Below are 17,117 nucleotides of genomic sequence, written 5' to 3'. Positions count from 1 at the left end.
AGACGGCCCGGAGAAAAGGATGCGTTTTCGTTTCCTGCTCGTCCGCGGCTGAGAAAGGTTTCAGCATGTCTTCAGGAGGCACGTCCCCCTCCACTGCCTCTGTCCTCGGGAAACGCGTTCTCACGCTGGCGCTGGGCGTCGGTTTCCTGGGAGGTCTCGGCATTCCGGCCGCCGGCGCGGATGTCACCGCCACCGCGGACTCCCCGGCGATCGTCCAGGAGCAGGCGCCGAGCCTGCCCAGCGGACGGACCACCTACCGGACGATCACCGACTACAACGACGAGATGCTGGCGCTGAGCGCCCGGCATCCCGGCCTCGTCAAGCACATCACGCTGCCGCACAAGACCCGCCAGGGCCGGGAGGTGTACGGCATCGAGGTCACCCACGACGTCGACGCCGCCGACGGCAAGCCGGTCCTGCTGATGATGGGCGTCCACCACGGCAACGAGTGGCCGTCCGGCGAGCACACGATGGAGTTCGCCTACGACCTCATCGGCAACGACGGCAAGGACCCCCGGATCACGCGTCTGCTCGACACGGCACGGGTCATCTTCGTCCCGGTCGTCAACGTCGACGGGTTCGTCATCAACCGGCGTACGAGCTGTGGGGTGTCCCCGACGTGCGCGAGCAGCGGCGGCGTCGACATCAACCGCAACTACCCCTTCGGCTGGGGCAGCAACGCCGGTTCCAACGCGACGACCCGCGGCCCGGGGCCCGGCTCCGAGCCCGAAGTGCAGAACATCATGGACCTGACCAAGAACAACCAGGTCACGGTCCTGATCACGAACCACACCTCCGGTCACACCGTCCTGCGCCCGCCGCTGGAGAAGCGCGCGGGTGACGCCCCGGACGAGGCCGTCTACGCCGCGCTGACCGACGCGATCACGGCCGAGAACGGCTACACCGGCATGAAGTCGGGCTTCGACTACGAGACGACCGGTGAGACCCCGGACTGGTCGTACTACGCGACCCGCGGCCTCGGGTTCACCTTCGAGATCATGAAGACCCAGTCGACCAACAACACCTACTCCGAGGTGATCGAGGACTACACGGGCACCGGCCGCTACGAGGGCAAGTCGAACCGCGAGGCGTTCATGGTGGCCCTGGAGTACGCGGCCGATCCGGCGGCGCACTCCGTCATCACCGGCAAGGCGCCGAAGGGCGCGGTCCTGAAGATCACCAAGGACTTCGACCTGTGGACCGCGCCGATCAAGCAGGCGAACGATGTCCTCGACCCGCCCCAGAGGGTCCCCACCCATCTGGAGTCGACGCTTGTCGCGCCCACCAACGGCAAGTTCGCCTGGCACGTCAACCCGTCCGTACGGCCGGCCCCGGCCTACACCGAGACCGGTGTCGTCGCCACCGGGCCGGGCAACTTCATCAAGGAGAGCTGGACGCTCACCTGCGCCCGCCCGACCGGCGAGGTTCTGGAGACGGTGCACGTGACCGTCGACCGGGGCGAGCAGGTCGACGTGCGGCTGCAGGAGTGCAAGACGAGGTTCAACGGCAACGGCCCGAAGAACTGACCGACATCACGACGCGACGTAGCCGGGCGGTCCCTGCGGGGGCCGCCCGGCGGCGTTGCATCCGGCAGGCGCTTCACGATTCACGAGTGAGGCGGCCCGGCTAGAAGGCCGGGTCCGTCACTCCTCGAGGAAGGGAAGTGTTCCAGGATGAGGCACGTCCCAGAGCCCGGCCGGCCGCTCGCCGTCCTGGACGCCGCCCGGATCGTCGCGAATCTGCGCGCGCTCTTCGACGGCCACCGCCTCTCGCCGTCGCAACGCCGGATCGCGCGCTACCTGCTGGACAACGCGCAGGAGGCCGTCTTCTTCACCAGCGCGGACCTCGCCGAGCGCGCCGGCGTCAGCCAGCCCTCGGTCACCCGCTTCGCCGCCGCGCTCGGGTTCCGTGGGTTCCCGGAGTTCCGGGAGGCGCTGCGCACATCGGTGTTCGGCGATCGGCCACCGGCTCAGACGGACGACCGCCACAACGAGATCCAGGAGCTGGTCACCTCCGAGATCCGCGACCTCGAACGGCTGCGCGACGGCCTGGCCGACCCCGGGCAGCTCCGGCGGGTGGCGGGTCAACTGGCCGGGTCGAGCCCGCTTCTGGTCATGGGCCTGCGGATCTCCGCGCCGCTGGCGCACCTGTTCGGCTACCTCGCCGAGAAGGTGCTCCCGGACGTACGCGTCCTGGACGTGCCGGGCTCGATCATGGAAGACCGGCTGAGCAGGGCGGCGGAGTCGGGCGCCGCGTGGGTGCTCGCCATCGGCCTGCCGCGCTATCCGCGTGAGCTGGAGCAGGGGCTCGTCTGGGCGCGACGGGTCCGGCTGAAGATCGCCCTCGTCACCGACCAGCCGGTGGGCCGGCTCACCGACCTCGCGGACGAGGTCCTGCTCGCCCCGGTGAGCTCGGGCTTCGCGTTCGACTCCCACGCCGGTCCGACGGTCCTGTGCACCGCGCTGCTGCACACCATGCTGGACGCCCTCGCCGCGGAGGGGCAGGCCCGGCTGGAGGCGTTCGACGACAGGGCCGCCGAGCGTCAGGTCTTCCTCACCGGCTGACGCGTCAGGGCGTCGAGCAGGCCGGGGAACACCTCGTCCATCTCGGCGCGGCGCAGGGAGTTCATCCGCGACGTCCCGACGTAGTACTGCCGGATCAGGCCCGCCTCACGCAGCACATTGAAGTGGTGGGTGGCGGTGGACTTGCTGACCGGGATGTCGAAGCCCCCACACGGGATGTCCACGCCGGAGGCGTCGAGCTGCGCGACGATGCTCCGGCGCACCGGATCGACGAGGGCCTCCAGCACCTGCTGGAGGTCGAACTGTGACACCTCTGGATGCGGTGGCGTACGTCCCATGGCTGCATAGTACGACACCCATCAAAGTTTGACATCGATCGTACTTTCGCCGCAGAGTGAACCGACACAGCGGACCACGATCACGACGAGCGGAGGACGACGACATGTCGAAGACGGTGCGGTTCCACGAGATCGGCGGGCCCGAGGTGCTGCGGCTGGACGACCTGGAGCCGGGGGAGCCGGGGCGGGGCGAGGTGCGGATCCGGGTGGAGGCGATCGGCGTCAACAGGGCCGAGATCCTGTTCCGCCGCGACCGGTACATCGAGCCGGTGAAGCATCTGCCCGCCACGCTCGGCACCGAGGCCGCCGGTGTGGTGGAGGCGCTCGGCCCGGAGGCGGCCGGGTTCGCGGAGGGCCACGCGGTCAGCGTCCTGCCGGGCTTCTTCTCCCAGAACGACTACGGCGTCTACGCCGAGCAGGCGATCGTGCCGGCGTCCGCGCTCCTGTCCCGTCCCGACGGGGTGGACGCGGTCACCGGTGCCGCCGTGTGGATGCCCTACCTCACGGCCTACGGCGCCATGGCGGAGGTGGCCGGGATGCGGGCGGGCGACGTGGCGGTGATCACCGCGGCGTCCAGCAGCATCGGCCTGGCCGCGATCCACACGGCCAACCGCGTCGGGGCCACGCCGATCGCCGTCACCCGCACCCGTGCCAAGAGCCGGCGGCTGATCAAGGAGGGCGCGGCCGAGGTCGTCGTCTCCGACGAGGAGGACGTCGCGGGACGGGTGCTTGAGTTGACCGACGGCAGGGGCGCCGCGTACGTCTTCGACGCCGTCGCCGGACCGGGCGTGACGGAACTGGCGAGGGCCGTCGCCCCCGGCGGGACGTTGGTGCTGTGGGGTGCGCAGAGCGGGCAGCCCACGCCCTATCCGGGCTTCGACCTGGGCATGCCCGCGCTGAACATGCGTACGTACACGGTGCTGGAGATCACCAAGGATCCCGAGCGGATGCGCCGCGCGGCCGCCTTCGTGGCCTCGGGCCTGCGTACGGGCGCCTTCCGCCCGGTGGTGGACCGCCTGTTCCCGCTGGAGGAGGTCGCGCAGGCACACCGGCACATGGAGTCCGGCACCCAGATCGGCAAGATCGTGCTCACCGTGTAGCAGACCGTGCAGCAGTGAGCGTGGCGACGTGGGGCGACCGATCGCGCACGGTGCCCGGCTACAGCATGGGCGAATCCTGTGGAGCCGGTGTCCGCACGGCCGCCTCTTTGTAGGACTACAGTTTATGTAACTGTACTTCTATATCTGCGAGGGCACGGATGGATAAGCCGGTCGGGATGTTCGACCGCGACTACGAATGGTCCGCCTTGACGCGGTTCATCACCGACGAGCAACCGGGCGCGACTCTCGGAGTGGTCTCCGGGCGACGGCGCCAGGGCAAGACCTTCCTGCTGGACGCCGCGTGTCGTGCCGCAGGCGGCTTCTACTTCGGAGCGACCGAGGCGGCCGATGCCGAATCGCTGCGCCGGTTGAGTGCCGCGCTGACCGCCCATGCCCGCCCTGCCACCCCCTATCATTTCGCCGACTGGTCCGAAGTGCTCGACGCGCTCCTGGCTCTTGGCTCCGAGCGGCCCACCCCCGTCGTGATCGACGAGTTTCCCTACCTCGCACGGGCGAACCCGGAGTTGCCTTCCCTCATCCAGGAGGCGTTCCGGCCGATGCGGGATCAGCGCACCACATCCCGTACGCGTCTGTTGTTGTGTGGTTCGGCGCTGTCCTTCATGGGCCGGCTCTTGTCCGGGAACGCGCCCTTGCGCGGACGGGCGGGGCTGGAACTGCTCGTCCGTCCGCTCGACCACCGTCTGGCCGCCGAGTTCTGGGAGATCTCCGATCCGGCGCTGGCAATCAAGGTGAACGCCGTTGTCGGCGGCACGCCCGCCTACCGTCGCGAGTTCGCACGGGGCGACACTCCGGCGGGACCGGAGGACTTCGACGACTGGGTGGTCCGCACTGTGCTCAACCCGGAGACACCACTGTTCCGCGAAGCCCGCTATCTGCTTGCCGAGGAGCCGGACCTGCGTGACAGCGCCCTGTATCTGTCCGTCCTGGCGGCCGTCGCCGACGGTAACGCCACGCGCGGGGGCATGGCCGGCTACCTGGAACGCAAGGCGACGGACATCGCGCATCCCATCAACGTGCTCGAAGACGCAGGCCTGCTGCACCGCGATACGGATGCGTTCCGGGACAACCGCGCCACATACCGCATCTCCGAACCGTTGATCCGCTTCTACCACGCCATCATGCGGCCGGTCTGGGATCAGCTCGAGCGACCGGGCAGCGCCGCCCGGGTCTGGCAGGCCAGCCGCCGCCGCTTCGTCAGCAATGTTCTCGGCCCGCATTTCGAGCAGATCTGCCGGGAGTGGTCGCTGCATCACGCCGATCCCGACCTTTTCGGCGGGTTGCCTGCCCGCGTCGGTCACGGTGTCGTCCACGATTCCAAGGCCAGAACCGGTCACGAGGTGGACGTGGCCGTGATCGGCATCGCTGACGGCGGCAAGCCGCCGCTCCTGGCCATCGGCGAAGCCAAATGGAACGACACGATGGGAATCGCCCACGTCGAACGTCTCCGGCACATCCGTGACTTGATCGCCGCGTCCGGCCGTTACGACACTACGCGTACCCGTCTCGTCTGCTTCAGCGGCGCCGGATTCAACGATAAGGCGGCGGCCCAGGCGCGCGCCTCATCCGATGTGCACCTGATCGACCTTCCGGCTCTGTACGGCCGGAGCTGACGCGCCTCGCTGACCGGCCATCCCCCGAGCGGGGACGTGGGCCTCCGTCGATAGGGTCCCCCCTGGACAGGACGTCGACGAGAGGAATCGTGAGCGTGGTGGAGCGGGCCGAGGGGGCGGGGCTGCATGAGGTGGTGCCAGGGGTCTTCGCCTGGACGCAGCCGGACGGCACGTGGTGGCTGAACAACGCCGGAGCCGTGGCAGGCGACGACGGCGTCCTGATCGTCGACACCTGCGCGACCGAGGAGCGCACCCGGCGGTTCCTCGGCGCGGTGGCCGAGGCGACCGGTGACGCCCCGGTCCGGTTGGCGGTGAACACCCACCAGCACGGGGACCACTGCTACGGAAACAGCCTGCTCCCGGACGACACGGTCGTCTTCGGGCACGCGGCGATGCGAGAGGCGTTGCTGGTCGATCCGATCATCGACGCCTGCCCGCCGGTGTGGACGCCGGTGCCCGACTGGGGACACGTGACGCGCCGCCCGCCGTCGGTGGTCTTCACCTCCGAGCTGACCGTCCATGTGGGGGCGCGCCGCGTCGAGCTGCGGCATCCCGGCTACGCCGCCCACACTCCCGGGGACGTGGTGGCCTGGCTTCCCGGCGAACGGGTGCTGTTCGCCGGGGACCTGCTGTTCAACGGGCTCACCCCGATGGTCCTGATGGGGTCGGTCGAGGGGGCGTTGCGGTCGCTGGACTGGCTGGCGGCCTTCGAACCCGAGCACGTCGTGCCGGGACACGGGCCGCTCGCCACCGCCTCCGAGCTGCCGGAGGTCCTGGCCGCGCACGAGCGGTACTACCGCTTCGTCCTCGACACCGCCCAGGCGGGACGTGAGAACGGGCTGACCCCGCTGGCCGCCGCGCAGGCGGCCGACCTGGGGGAGTTCGCCGGATGGGCGGACGCCGAGCGCCTGGTGCTCAACCTCCACCGCGCCTACGCCGAGGCCGAAGGCGGCGAGGTGGATCTCCTCGCCGCCTTCGGCGACGCCATGACCTGGAGCGGCGGGCCGCTGCCCACTTCAGTCTGAAGCGGGCGTCACGACCAGCCCTGCAGGCCGGCTCCGTACGGATAGAGGGGGTTGCCGTAGGTGGTGGGGACGGTCTGGCCCGCGTCGATGCGGGCCCGGATCTCCGCGCGCTGGGCGGCGGTCGCGCCCAGGTCGTAGGGGAGGTTCCAGTCCTCGACGGCGTCGGCGAGCACGTCGCCGCCGCCCGGCTTGAGGACCTGGTCGAGGCTGCGCGGCAGCTGCCACGGCAGACGCCCGCGCGGTGTGTAGTCGCCGAACAGGAGACTCGCCGTGGCCGGGCCGACCTCCTCACCGCCCCGGTACGTCACCACGATGGCGTCGGCGAGGCCGTTCCACTCGCTGATGACGATGGGCCGGGGGAGGGGCAGCACGACGACCACCGGAATGCCCTGATTCTTGAAGCTCTGGATGACGGCCAGCTGGTCGGCGGGCAGCTGGGGTTGCTCCTTCACCCAGGCGGTGGCGTGCGTGTAGGTCGGCTCGCCGACCGCCACGATCGCGAGCTTGGGTGAAGGCCCGGTGTCCTGGTAGACGTTGACGCCCGCGGTGGCCGCCCGCGCCCTGACCGCGTCCAGGAGGGTCTGCGAGCCGTACTCCTGATGGAAGAAGCTCGTCCAGATGCAGCAGGCCGAGCCGTCGGTGGCCCGCGGACCGGCGACGACGACGTTGTCGCCCGCCTTGAGCTTCAGCGGCAGCGCGCCGTTGTTCTTGAGCAGCGTGACGGACTCCCGGGCGGCCTGGTTGGCGAGCGCGACGTACGACGGCTGGTGGAAGCGGTAGGGCCCGTTCACCGGGTCGCCGTACGGGCGCTCGAACACGCCGAGCGTGAACTTGAGGCGCAGGATCCGGGTCACCGCGTCGTTGATCCGCGCGATCGGGACGTTTGCGAGGAACGTCGCCATGGTGAACCCGGTGGCTCCGGGGTCGGCCCCGCCCATCACGTCGGAGCCGGCGTTCGCGGCCTTGACCCAGACCGACGACGGCAGCCAGTCGGTGGTGATGAGACCGGTGTAGCCGAGGTTGTTCCGCAGGTAGTCGAGGATCGGCTTGCTGTCGCCCGCACCCGACCCGCCCGGGTCGAGGTAGGAGCTCCCGGCGTAGCCGGGCATGATGTTGACGGCGCCGGCCTCCATCGCGGCCCTGAACGGGATCATGTGGTACTTGATCGTCACCGCGTCGTAGGTGATGCCGGCCTCGCCGCCCGCGCCCTCGCCCGGCCAGTGCTTGACGGTGGCCAGCACCGAGGCGGGGTTGAGCTCGGGGCCGCCCTGGAGCCCGGCCACCAGCGCGCGGACCTGGGCGGCCGCGACGTCGGCGTTCTCGCCGTTGCCCTCCTGGATGCGGGGGTAGAGGACCTTGGTGCCGACCTCGGCGAGCGGGCCGAGCACGCCGCGCGCCCCGACTTCCAGCTCTTCGCGGCGCTGCATGTCGCCGAGCTTGTAGTCGAGCGCGTAGTCCTTGCCCGCCGCGAGCGTGCTCTGCAGCGGATAGGTGGTCTGGTATCCGGCGATGGTGTCGCCCGCGGAGACGGGCGGGATGCCGAGCCGGGTTCCGGACGCGCTCAGCAGCACGGCGTGCAGGTCGTTCGGCAACGCCGGGCCGAAGTGCCAGCCCGACAGCGGGTAGGCCTGGGCGTTGTAGAACATCTGGTACGCCTTCTCCTCGGGGGTCATCCTGCCGAGAAGGTCGTTGACGCGGGTTTCGACGGGCAGCCGCCAGTTCTCGTACGGCTCGACCGTGCCGTTCTTGTTGAGGTCGCGGGCGCCGCCGACGACCGGGACGCCGTCGGCGACCTGCTCGATGTCGGGCAGGTAGAGGCTGAAGGTGCGGATGTTCGAGGTCGTCCTCGCGCCCGAGCCGCTCACCGCGACGACGTACCACTTGTACGTCCACCGGTCGGGGATGTCCCAGGTGGGCGTGTAGCTCGTGCCGGTCGGCTCGGCGACCTTGGTGTAGAGGTCGATCAGGTTGCCCGAGGCGGTGAAGTCGTAGTCGGTGCGGCTGACGTTCAGCCAGACCTCGTAGCGCACCGCGCCGGAGACGGCCGCCCAGGAGAACGCGGGCCGCCGGGTGTCGGTGATCATGGCCTTGTCGGCGGGGGCGGACAGCGCGAACTGGCCGGTGGTCGCCGGGGCCTTGGCAGGCGCGGACAGCAGGGGAGCGGTCGTGGCCGCCGTGTCTACGGTGCCGAAGACCTGGAACTCCCAGAGCGAGTAGCCGTAGCCCGTCGCCCGCGCCGTGCCGACGAAGCGGACGTAGCGGCCGTCGCCGGTGACGCTCAGGTTCTCCACGCCGCCCTTACCGCTGGTCGTGGTGTGGATCGGCGTCCATGACGTGCCGTTGGCGGACACCTCGATGCGGTAGCCGGTGGCGTACGCGGACTCCCAGTTGAGCGTGACGCCGGTGATGTGCCCGGCGCCGCCGAGGTCCACCCGCAGCCACTGGTCGTCGGAGTACTGGCTTGACCAGCGGGTCGTCGTCCGCCCGTCGAGCGCGGCCGCCGGGGCGTTGCCGCCCTCCCAGGACGAGGCCGTCACCTGCTTGTACGCCGAGATCGGCGTGCCGGTCGGCGGCGGGTCGGTCGTGCCGCCGCCGCTGGTGTGGACGGCGAACTCCCACAGCGAGTAGCCCCAGCCGGTGGCGCGGGCGGTGCCGTACATCCGGACGTATCTGCCCGAGCCGGTGACGTCGAGGGTCTGGGTGCCGCCGGTGCCGGTGGTCGTGCTGTAGAGGTCGGTCCAGGTGGTGGCGTTGTCGGAGACCTGGATTTTGAAGGTGGTGGCGTAGGCGGCCTCCCAGGTCAGGACGACCTTGCAGATCGTCGTGGCCGAGCCGAGGTCGACCTGGAGCCACTGGGGGTCGGCGGCGGCGCTGGACCAGCGGGTGCCGGCGTCGCCGTCGACGGCCGCGGAGGCGGGCGTCCCGGCGTTCTCGGTGGACGAGGCGGTCGCGGTCCGGTTCAGCGCGGCGTCAGGGCCGGTGCAGCCCGAGGACGTGCCGGTGGTGCCGTAGACCTGGAACTCCCACAGCGAGTAGCCGTAGCCGGTGGCGCGGGCGGTGCCGTAGACCCGGATGTATCTGCCCGAGCCGGTCACGTTGAGGGTCTGGGTGCCGCCGGTGCCGGTGGTCGTGCTGTAGAGGTCGGTCCAGGTGGTGGCGTTGTCGGAGACCTGGATTTTGAAGGCCGTGGCGTAGGCGGCCTCCCAGTTGAGGACGACCTGGCTCAGCGTCGCCGTGGTGCCGAGGTCGACCTGGAGCCACTGCGGATCGCCGAACGTGCTGGACCACCGGGTGCCGGTGTCGCCGTCCACCGCCGCCGAGGCGGGGGTGCCGGCGTTCTCGGCGGACGAGGCCGTCGCGGTCTTGCCCTGCGACAGCAGGACGGGCGCGGCGTACGCGGGCCCGGCGACGACGCTCGCGAACAGCGCGAGCGCCGCGGCCAGCATGAGGGAGAGCCCGCGCCGGAGCGTGAGGGGGTGTGTCATGGCGTCTCCTGCCTGCGTTACCAGCCGACCGCGACCAGCAGCCACTGCGGGTCGCCGTGCGAGATGAACGAGGAATGGCCCGCGTAGTCGTCGTAGGGGAAGCCGTAGGCGAGCTTGCCGATGGCGTGGTCGTGCCAGAACTTCGCGTAGTAGTTCGCCGGCGCGGCCGTGTAGTAGTTCGACGGGTCCGACTGCTGGGCGTCGGACAGCCCGGCGACGTGCCGGTTGAGCGCCGCGCACATCTTCGGCGCCTCGGCGAGCGGCCCGGCGCACCCGGTGACCTGTGAGGTCGTCGCCGTCACGCCCTGCTGGGCGGCGTAGCCGGTGAAGTAGTTCGCGTACGCCCCGCCGGGCTGGAAGATCGACGCGCTCCCCGGGGCCGGGATGCGGTACGGCGCCTGCACCTGGGCAAGCGGCTTGAACTCGGCCGGCACCTCGTCGGCGAACCGCTGGAACGTCGCCGCGCGGGACTCGGCGAAGGTGGCGTAGTCCTCGCCGACCGCCACGTCGTAGCCGTCGCGGGCGTGCAGGCGCATCGCGAGCTTCAGGCCGAACGCGTCCACCCGGGTCGTGTTGCCGTTGAACACCGAAGGACCGACGGTGAACTCGATGAAGTCGTAGTACTGGCTGTTGGGGGAGCCGAGGTAGAAGTACATGCGGCCCGCCGTGTTGGCCGGCATGTCGAAGTAGGGCTGCTCGGCGATCGAGTGGACCTGGCCGTTGTAGCTCCAGTAGACCTGCGAGTCGGGATACTGGCCGTTGGTCCGGTTGAGGATCTTGACCATGACGACGTTCCTGGCCGCCGGGATGGCCGAGGTGTCGCCCCAGAAGGCGTCGGGCGGGGTCGTCGGGCCGGTCGTCGGATCGGTCGAGCCGCCCGTGGTGTTCACGGTGAAGCTCCACAGCGAGTAGCCGTACGCGGTGGCGCGAGCGGTGCCGTACACGCGGACGTACCGGCCGGTGCCGTTGACGGTGAGGGTCTGGGTGCCGCCGGTGCCGGTGGTGGTGGAGTAGAGGTCGGTCCAGGTGGTGGCGTTGCCGGAGACCTGGATCTTGAAGGCCGTGGCGTAGGCGGCCTCCCAGGTCAGGACGACCTTGCAGATCGTCGTGGCCGAGCCGAGGTCCACCTGGAGCCACTGCGGGTCGCCGAACGTGCTGGACCAGCGGGTCGCGCCGTTGCCGTCGACGGCCGCGGAGGCGGGCGTGCCGGCGTTCTCGGTGGAGGAGGCGGTCGCCGGCCTGCCCTGGGCGGCGTCGGCCGTGCCGCAGGCGCCGCTCGACGTCGTGCCGTAGACCTGGAACTCCCACAGCGAGTAGCCGTAGCCGGTGGCGCGGGCGGTGCCGTACACGCGGACGTACCGGCCGGTGCCGTTGACGGTGAGGGTCTGGGTGCCGCCGGTGCCGGTGGTCGTGCTGTAGAGGTCGGTCCAGGTGGTGGCGTTGCCGGAGACCTGGATTTTGAAGGCCGTGGCGTAGGCGGCCTCCCAGCTGAGAATGACCTGGCTCAGCGTCGCCGTGGTGCCGAGGTCGACCTGGAGCCACTGCGGATCGCCGAACGTGCTGGACCACCGGGTGCCGGTGTCGCCGTCCACCGCCGCCGAGGCGGGCGTCCCGGCGTTCTCGGCGGACGAGGCCGTCGCGGTCTTGCCCTGCGACAGCAGCGCGGGCGCGGCCGTGGCCGGCGTGGAGGTGGCCGCCGCCGCGACGACGCAGGCCACGACCAGGACCAGTGCGCTGAGCACGGCCGTCAGGGCGCGGCGCGTGGGATGGATCGTCGAACGCTCTCTCATGATGGCGATTCCTCTTCGGGGGGTGAACAGAGGCGAGCCCTGACCCGAGAATGATCGCCTTCGATACTTAGGTCAATACTTGAATTTAGTGTGCAAGAAAAAGATCATGGCGCTCCCTCCGTGGTGTCGACGGCTTCGCGTTCCTGTCCTCGCTAGAACCGGCCGAACACCGAGGCCAGCGTCTCGATCTCCTGGGCGGAGAGCTTGCCGGTGAAGTGGCGGCGCACGGCGGCGTCCAGGCCGGGCTGTGCGGCGGCGATGGCGGCGCGGCCGGTGTCGGTGAGGGCGACGACGACGCCGCCGGTGCGCTCGCGGGTGACGAGCCCGCGGGTGCTCATGCGGGTGAGCTGGTGGGAGAGGCGGGTGCGATCCCAGCCGAGCGACGCGGCGAGCTCGCTCTGGCGCAGAGCTCCTCCCGCCTTGTCGAGGTTGACGAGGATCGACAGGTCGGGCTCGGACAGGCCCGCCGCCTCGGCGGTGTCCGCGATCACGCGGGCGCGGACGACCTCGTGGGCGCGCTTGAAGGCGGCCCAGAAATCGACGGGGTCCGGCGCGGCTCCGGTCGCGGCCTCGCTCGAAGCGGCCGGCTCTCCCCGCGTTGACATATCAACACACCTCTCCCTAATGTTGAGATATCAACGCTAACAGGTGGCTGCGTCCACGGCAGCCCTGTCGGCGGCCGTCCACGCTTGCTTCTCGCCCCGCAGGAGGCGCCATGCACACCCGACCTCTTGGAACCGGCGGCCCTCGGGCCGCCCCTCTCGCCCTGGGCTGCGCCGGCATGTCCGACCACACCGCCCCCGCCGACGAGGCCGACGCCGTCGCCACGATCCACGCGGCCCTCGACGCGGGCGTCACTCTCCTCGACACCGCCGACTTCTACGGCATGGGCCACAACGAGGACCTCATCCGCCGGGCTCTCCGCCCGGGTGATCGCGACAAGGCGCTCCTGAGCGTCAAGTTCGGCGCTCTGCGCGGCCCCGACGGAGCCTTCGTCGGCATCGAGGGCAGGCCCGCCCACGTCAAGAACGCGCTCGCCTACTCGCTGCGCCGCCTCGGAAGCGACCACGTCGACATCTACCGCCCCGCGCGCCTCGCCCCCGACATCCCGATCGAGGACACGATCGGCGCGATCTCCGAGCTGGTCCACGCCGGGCACGTGCGCCACATCGGGCTCTCCGAGGTGGGGCCGGAGACCATCCGCCGCGCCCACGCCGTGCACCCGATCTGCGACGTGCAGATCGAATACTCCCTGTTCAGCCGTGATCCCGAGACCAACGGCATCCTGGACACCTGCCGCGAGCTGGGGATCGGCGTCACCGCCTACGGAGTCCTCGCGCACGGCCTGCTCACCGGCGTCTACCGGCAGCCCGCCGGGGGTGACCCGCGCGCCCACTGGCTGCCCCGCGTCTATCCCGGAAATCTCCCCGCGAACCTCGCCCTCGTGGACCGGCTGCGGCCACTCGCCGACGCGTACGGCATCAGCGTCGCGCAACTCGCCACCGCCTGGGTCATCGCGCAGAACCGCGAGCGCGGCACCATCGTGGCCGTCCTGGGCGCCCGCCGGCCGCATCGCATCGAGGAGGCCCTGGCCGCGACCGACGTCGCCCTGACCGGAGCGGACCTCCGCGCGATCGACGAGGCCGTCCCGGCCGGCGCGGTGGCCGGGACCCGGTACGCCGCATCCCTCATGGCGCTGCTGGACAGCGAGCGCACCCCGAAGCCGGCTACAGAGAAAGAAGGCCGCGACTCATGAACACGTCCACGTCACCGCTTGCCGGGACGGTCCGGTCAGGGAGGCCGATCGGCGTAGGGATCATCGGACTCGGGGCCGCCGGAAGCTGGGCCGAGCGCTCTCACCTGCCGGCCCTGCGTGCCGTCCCGGGTTACGAGCTGAGGGCCCTGAGCACGAGTTCGAAGGAGTCGGCGGAGCGCTCAGGACACAAGCACGGGGTGGCGCGCACCTTCGGGACGGCCGCCGAACTGGCCGCCTGCGACGAGGTGGACCTCGTGGTCGTGGCGGTGAAGGTGCCGCACCACCGGGACCTGGTGCGGACGGCGCTGAGCGCCGGCAAGAGCGTGCTGTGCGAGTGGCCGCTCGGCAACGGGCTCGCGGAGGCCGAGGACATGGCACGGCACGCGCACGACCGCGCGGTGCCGACCGTCGTCGGGCTCCAGGCGCGGTCGCACCCGGCCCTGGCCTACCTGCGGGATCTCGTGGCCGACGGCTACGTGGGGGAGGTGCTGTCCACGACGGTCGTCGGCTCCGGCGGCGCCTGGGGCGGCACCGTCGGCCCCGGCGATCACCACGTGCTCGACCCCGCCAACGGCATGACGCTGCTGACCATCCCCTTCGCGCACACCCTCGACGGATTCGCGTCCGTCCTGGGCGAGCCGGAGGATCTGCGGATCGGCCTGGCGTCCCGGCGTACGTCGGCCGTGGACACCGGGAGCGGGCGGCCCGTCCCCATGACCGTCCCGGACCAGGTGGTGGCCTCGGGACGAGTGCCGGGCGGCGCGGTGGCCACCTTCCACTACCGCGGAGGCGTTTCCCGGGGCACCAACTTCCGCTGGGAGATCAACGGCACCGAGGGCGACCTCGTCGTCACCGCCCCCATCGGTCATCTCCAGCTCAGCCCGGTCACCATCGAGGGCGCCCGCGGCGCATCCACAGGGCTCGCTCCCCTGACCGTGCCGGAGTCGTACGTCCGCGTTCCGCGGCTGGACCCCCGCGCCGACGCACCGGCGTACGCGGTCGCGCACGCCTACCACCGCTTCCTGGACGACCTGCGCGATGGCGGCACCTCGGGCGTGCCCGATTTCGCGCACGGCGCCGCCCGGCACCGCAGCATCGAATCCGCGGTCACGACGCCCTGACCAGCGACCCCTCAGCCGCCTGGCCGCACCAGGCCGCTCTCGTAGGCCAGGATGACGAGCTGCACCCGGTCGCGCACGTCCAGCTTGGCGACGGCCCTGGCGACGTGGGTCTTCGCGGTCAGCGGGCTGATGACCAGGCGTTCGGCGATCTCGCCGTTGGACAGGCCGAGCGCGACGAGCCGCACCACTTCCCGCTCGCGAGTGGTGAGGGCGGCGAGCCGCTCCTCGGCGTCGGGCGCGAGGTCCTGCCGCCGGGCGAACCGCTCGATGACGCGGCGGGTGACGCCGGGAGACAGGAGCGCGTCCCCGGCGGCCACGGCGGCCACCGCGCGGCGCAGCTCGGCCGGTTCGACGTCCTTGGTCAGGAAGCCGCTGGCTCCGGCGCGCAGCGCGGCGAAGACGTGCTCGTCGGTGTCGAAGGTCGTGAGGATGACGACCCGGCAGCCCTGACCGGTGACGATGCTCCGGGTGGCCGTGATGCCGTCCGTCCCCGGCATGCGGATGTCCATGAGGACGAGGTCGGGGCGGGTGCTCGCAGCCAGCCGTACGGCCTCGGCGCCGTCGGCGGCCTCCCCGACGACGGCCACGTCCCGGGAGCGGGCCAGCAGGCTGCGGAAGCCCGCACGCACGAGTGCCTGGTCGTCGGCGAGGAGCACTCTGATCGTCACTCCGGAGAGCCTGCCACAGGGATCTCGGCCCGCACGGCGAATCCCCGGGGCGCCGGACCGGCGGTGAGCGTCCCGCCGAGGGCGCGCACCCGCTCGCGCATCCCGGTGAGGCCGTTCCCGTCCGTGATCCCGCCGCCGGTCGGGTCGCCCTTGCCGTCGTCGGTGACCTCGACGGTGACCGACCTCGGGTGGCGGCCGACCGCCACCTGGGCCGTGGTCGCCCCCGAATGCCTGAGCGTGTTGGCGAGGGCCTCCTGCACGATGCGGTGGACCGCGACGGACGCGGGGGCGGGGATCGTGGACAGGTCCCCGTGTTCGTGGAGGGCGACGTCGAGCCCGGCGGCGCGGGCGTCGGCGACGAGCGCGCCGAGCGATGACACGTCGGGCTGGGGCTCGGTGCCGGCGGGGCCCTCCCGCAGGAGGGCGATGAGGGCGTTGAGGTCCTTCATCGCCCGGTTCCTGACGTCCTGAGCCAGGCGCAGCGCGGCGGCGGCCTCGGCCGGCTCCTCCCGCAGGGTGTCGGCGGCGACGTTGAGGTGGACGCCGACGACGGCCAGCGTGTGGGCGACGATGTCGTGCACCTCGCGCGCGACGCTCAGTCGCTCCTCCGCGGCGCGGGCGCGATATTCGGCCTCGCGCAGCAGGCCGCCCCGGCGCTGCGACGCGGCGTAGGCGAGCCCCACGGCGACGAGGGCCGCGAGCAGCAGTCCCTCACCGAGCGTGTGCATGAGATACCGGACGAGGTTCCTGTCGATCATCCACCGGGCGTCCACGGCGGAGTAGACGAGCTGGGTGACGCCGACGGCGACCACCCAGCGCACCCGCGAGTTGGCGGCCGCGGTGAAGTACGCCGCAGCGACGGGCCAGATCCATCCGGCGGGCGAGAAATGCCCCAGGTGATAGGTGAGGACGGCGGCGACCGACAGCAGCAGCACGGTCATCGGCCATCGACGCCGGACGAGCAGGAGCACGCCGAGGAACAGCGCGAGGGGGATCGGGCCGTCCCAGGGGTTGTGCACCCCCGTGGCGAGGGCGACGGCGACGAAGAGGACCACGGTGAGAACGGCGAACGTGAGGTCGGCGATCCAGCCGGTCCGGCGGACCGGGGTGTCCGGGGTGGAGGCGGGTGCGGGCACCGTGGGGGATGCGGCCATGCGGGCCCTTTCCTTCGAGGCTTGCTGACGCCCGCAACGCTAGGCCGGGCCGCGTCCGCGCCGCGTCGTCCGGCCACAGGCACCTCGATCCTGCTCCGTCCGCCGTACGGCTACTTCGCCGGGAGTATTCCGCGCAGACCTGGCGCAGACCGGCCGGAAAAGGAAGCGGGTGCCCCGCGACTCTCGTCACGAGGCACCCCGGGTGGACGGCCCTTGAGGCCGCCGGGTCAGGACTGGTTGAACAGCGACAGGGTGATGGTGGAGTGGTATTCGCCGGCGGCGACGTCGGCGGGGGTGCGCAGGGCGAGGTCGGCGTTGACCTGCGAGGTGCCGATCTCGTCGGCGGAGTTGGCGGAGGAGACCAGCAGTTCCTGGCCCTTCAGGCCCACCTCGGGGGCTCCGGTGCCGTCGGAGACGACACTGGAGACCGGCTCGCCGGCGGCGACCGCGCCGGTGGAGGAGTCGCTGATCAGGTGCGGCTTCCAGCCGAGGTATTCGGGGCCGATGGTCTTGGCCGGGTCGTCGGC

The 17,117-nt window shown here is 71.1% G+C and carries 14 protein-coding genes; 7 read left to right on the top strand and 7 right to left on the bottom strand.

The window, feature by feature from the left end:
- Window positions 1-65: 65 nt before the first annotated feature.
- Together BXA11_RS35595 and BXA11_RS35590 are read left to right on the top strand one after the other, a co-directional pair.
- Window positions 66-1,526, top strand: coding sequence for a M14 family zinc carboxypeptidase (locus tag BXA11_RS35595; RefSeq protein WP_076441718.1), 1,461 nt, complete (start codon window positions 66-68; stop codon window positions 1,524-1,526).
- A 147-nt stretch (window positions 1,527-1,673) separates the two neighbouring features.
- Window positions 1,674-2,564 carry a MurR/RpiR family transcriptional regulator gene (locus BXA11_RS35590; protein ID WP_030511114.1) on the top strand — a complete coding sequence of 297 codons (891 nt, stop codon included), beginning with the start codon at window positions 1,674-1,676 and terminating at the stop codon, window positions 2,562-2,564.
- Here BXA11_RS35590 and BXA11_RS35585 read toward each other — a convergent pair.
- Window positions 2,543-2,860: an ArsR/SmtB family transcription factor gene (locus BXA11_RS35585; RefSeq protein ID WP_076441716.1), complete on the bottom strand. Its 318-nt coding sequence runs from the start codon at window positions 2,858-2,860 to the stop codon at window positions 2,543-2,545. The genes BXA11_RS35590 and BXA11_RS35585 overlap by 22 nt on opposite strands.
- Before the next feature lie 104 nt (window positions 2,861-2,964).
- Here BXA11_RS35585 and BXA11_RS35580 point away from each other — a divergent pair, with 104 nt between their 5' ends.
- The 3 genes from BXA11_RS35580 (at window position 2,965) to BXA11_RS35570 (ending at window position 6,616) form a co-directional block, all read left to right on the top strand.
- On the top strand, window positions 2,965-3,960 hold the full coding sequence (locus BXA11_RS35580) for a zinc-dependent alcohol dehydrogenase family protein (RefSeq protein ID WP_076441714.1): 996 nt from the start codon (window positions 2,965-2,967) through the stop codon (window positions 3,958-3,960).
- 176 nt (window positions 3,961-4,136) lie between these two features.
- Window positions 4,137-5,591: an AAA family ATPase gene (locus tag BXA11_RS35575; protein ID WP_239104712.1), complete on the top strand. Its 1,455-nt coding sequence runs from the start codon at window positions 4,137-4,139 to the stop codon at window positions 5,589-5,591.
- Window positions 5,592-5,680: 89 nt separating this feature from the next.
- Complete coding sequence (locus BXA11_RS35570) at window positions 5,681-6,616, top strand: MBL fold metallo-hydrolase (RefSeq protein ID WP_239104711.1); 936 nt, start codon at window positions 5,681-5,683, stop codon at window positions 6,614-6,616.
- Window positions 6,617-6,624: 8 nt separating this feature from the next.
- On the opposite strand, the gene BXA11_RS35565 is transcribed toward BXA11_RS35570, so the two are convergent.
- The 3 genes from BXA11_RS35565 to BXA11_RS35550 all read right to left on the bottom strand — a co-directional run bounded on the left by BXA11_RS35565 (window position 6,625) and on the right by BXA11_RS35550 (window position 12,496).
- Window positions 6,625-10,101, bottom strand: coding sequence for a discoidin domain-containing protein (locus tag BXA11_RS35565; RefSeq protein WP_208865595.1), 3,477 nt, complete (start codon window positions 10,099-10,101; stop codon window positions 6,625-6,627).
- Window positions 10,102-10,118: 17 nt separating this feature from the next.
- A complete protein-coding gene (locus BXA11_RS35555; RefSeq protein WP_076441708.1) occupies window positions 10,119-11,891 on the bottom strand; it encodes a discoidin domain-containing protein in 1,773 nt (590 codons plus the stop codon).
- A 152-nt stretch (window positions 11,892-12,043) separates the two neighbouring features.
- Window positions 12,044-12,496, bottom strand: coding sequence for a MarR family winged helix-turn-helix transcriptional regulator (locus BXA11_RS35550; RefSeq protein ID WP_076441705.1), 453 nt, complete (start codon window positions 12,494-12,496; stop codon window positions 12,044-12,046).
- A gap of 110 nt (window positions 12,497-12,606) precedes the next feature.
- Between BXA11_RS35550 and BXA11_RS35545 the strand changes: the two genes are divergently transcribed.
- Both BXA11_RS35545 and BXA11_RS35540 read left to right on the top strand, forming a co-directional pair.
- Complete coding sequence (locus BXA11_RS35545; RefSeq protein ID WP_076441703.1) at window positions 12,607-13,647, top strand: aldo/keto reductase; 1,041 nt, start codon at window positions 12,607-12,609, stop codon at window positions 13,645-13,647.
- A complete protein-coding gene (locus tag BXA11_RS35540; RefSeq protein WP_076441701.1) occupies window positions 13,644-14,768 on the top strand; it encodes a Gfo/Idh/MocA family protein in 1,125 nt (374 codons plus the stop codon). The genes BXA11_RS35545 and BXA11_RS35540 overlap by 4 nt, the downstream gene beginning before the upstream one ends.
- An 11-nt stretch (window positions 14,769-14,779) precedes the next feature.
- On the opposite strand, the gene BXA11_RS35535 is transcribed toward BXA11_RS35540, so the two are convergent.
- The 3 genes from BXA11_RS35535 to BXA11_RS43495 form a co-directional block, all read right to left on the bottom strand.
- Window positions 14,780-15,436 carry a response regulator gene (locus BXA11_RS35535; RefSeq protein WP_076441699.1) on the bottom strand — a complete coding sequence of 219 codons (657 nt, stop codon included), beginning with the start codon at window positions 15,434-15,436 and terminating at the stop codon, window positions 14,780-14,782.
- A complete protein-coding gene (locus BXA11_RS35530; protein ID WP_083744816.1) occupies window positions 15,433-16,590 on the bottom strand; it encodes a sensor histidine kinase in 1,158 nt (385 codons plus the stop codon). Before BXA11_RS35530 ends, BXA11_RS35535 begins: the two co-directional genes overlap by 4 nt.
- Window positions 16,591-16,817: 227 nt before the next feature.
- Window positions 16,818-17,117: hypothetical protein (locus BXA11_RS43495; RefSeq protein WP_208865594.1), on the bottom strand; the 300-nt coding region annotated here is incomplete at its 5' end.

Source organism: Microbispora rosea (assembly GCF_900156315.1).
GTDB lineage: Bacteria > Actinomycetota > Actinomycetes > Streptosporangiales > Streptosporangiaceae > Microbispora > Microbispora rosea.
Note: the sequence above shows the minus strand (reverse complement) of the source record. Positions and strands in the feature narration are given on the sequence as shown.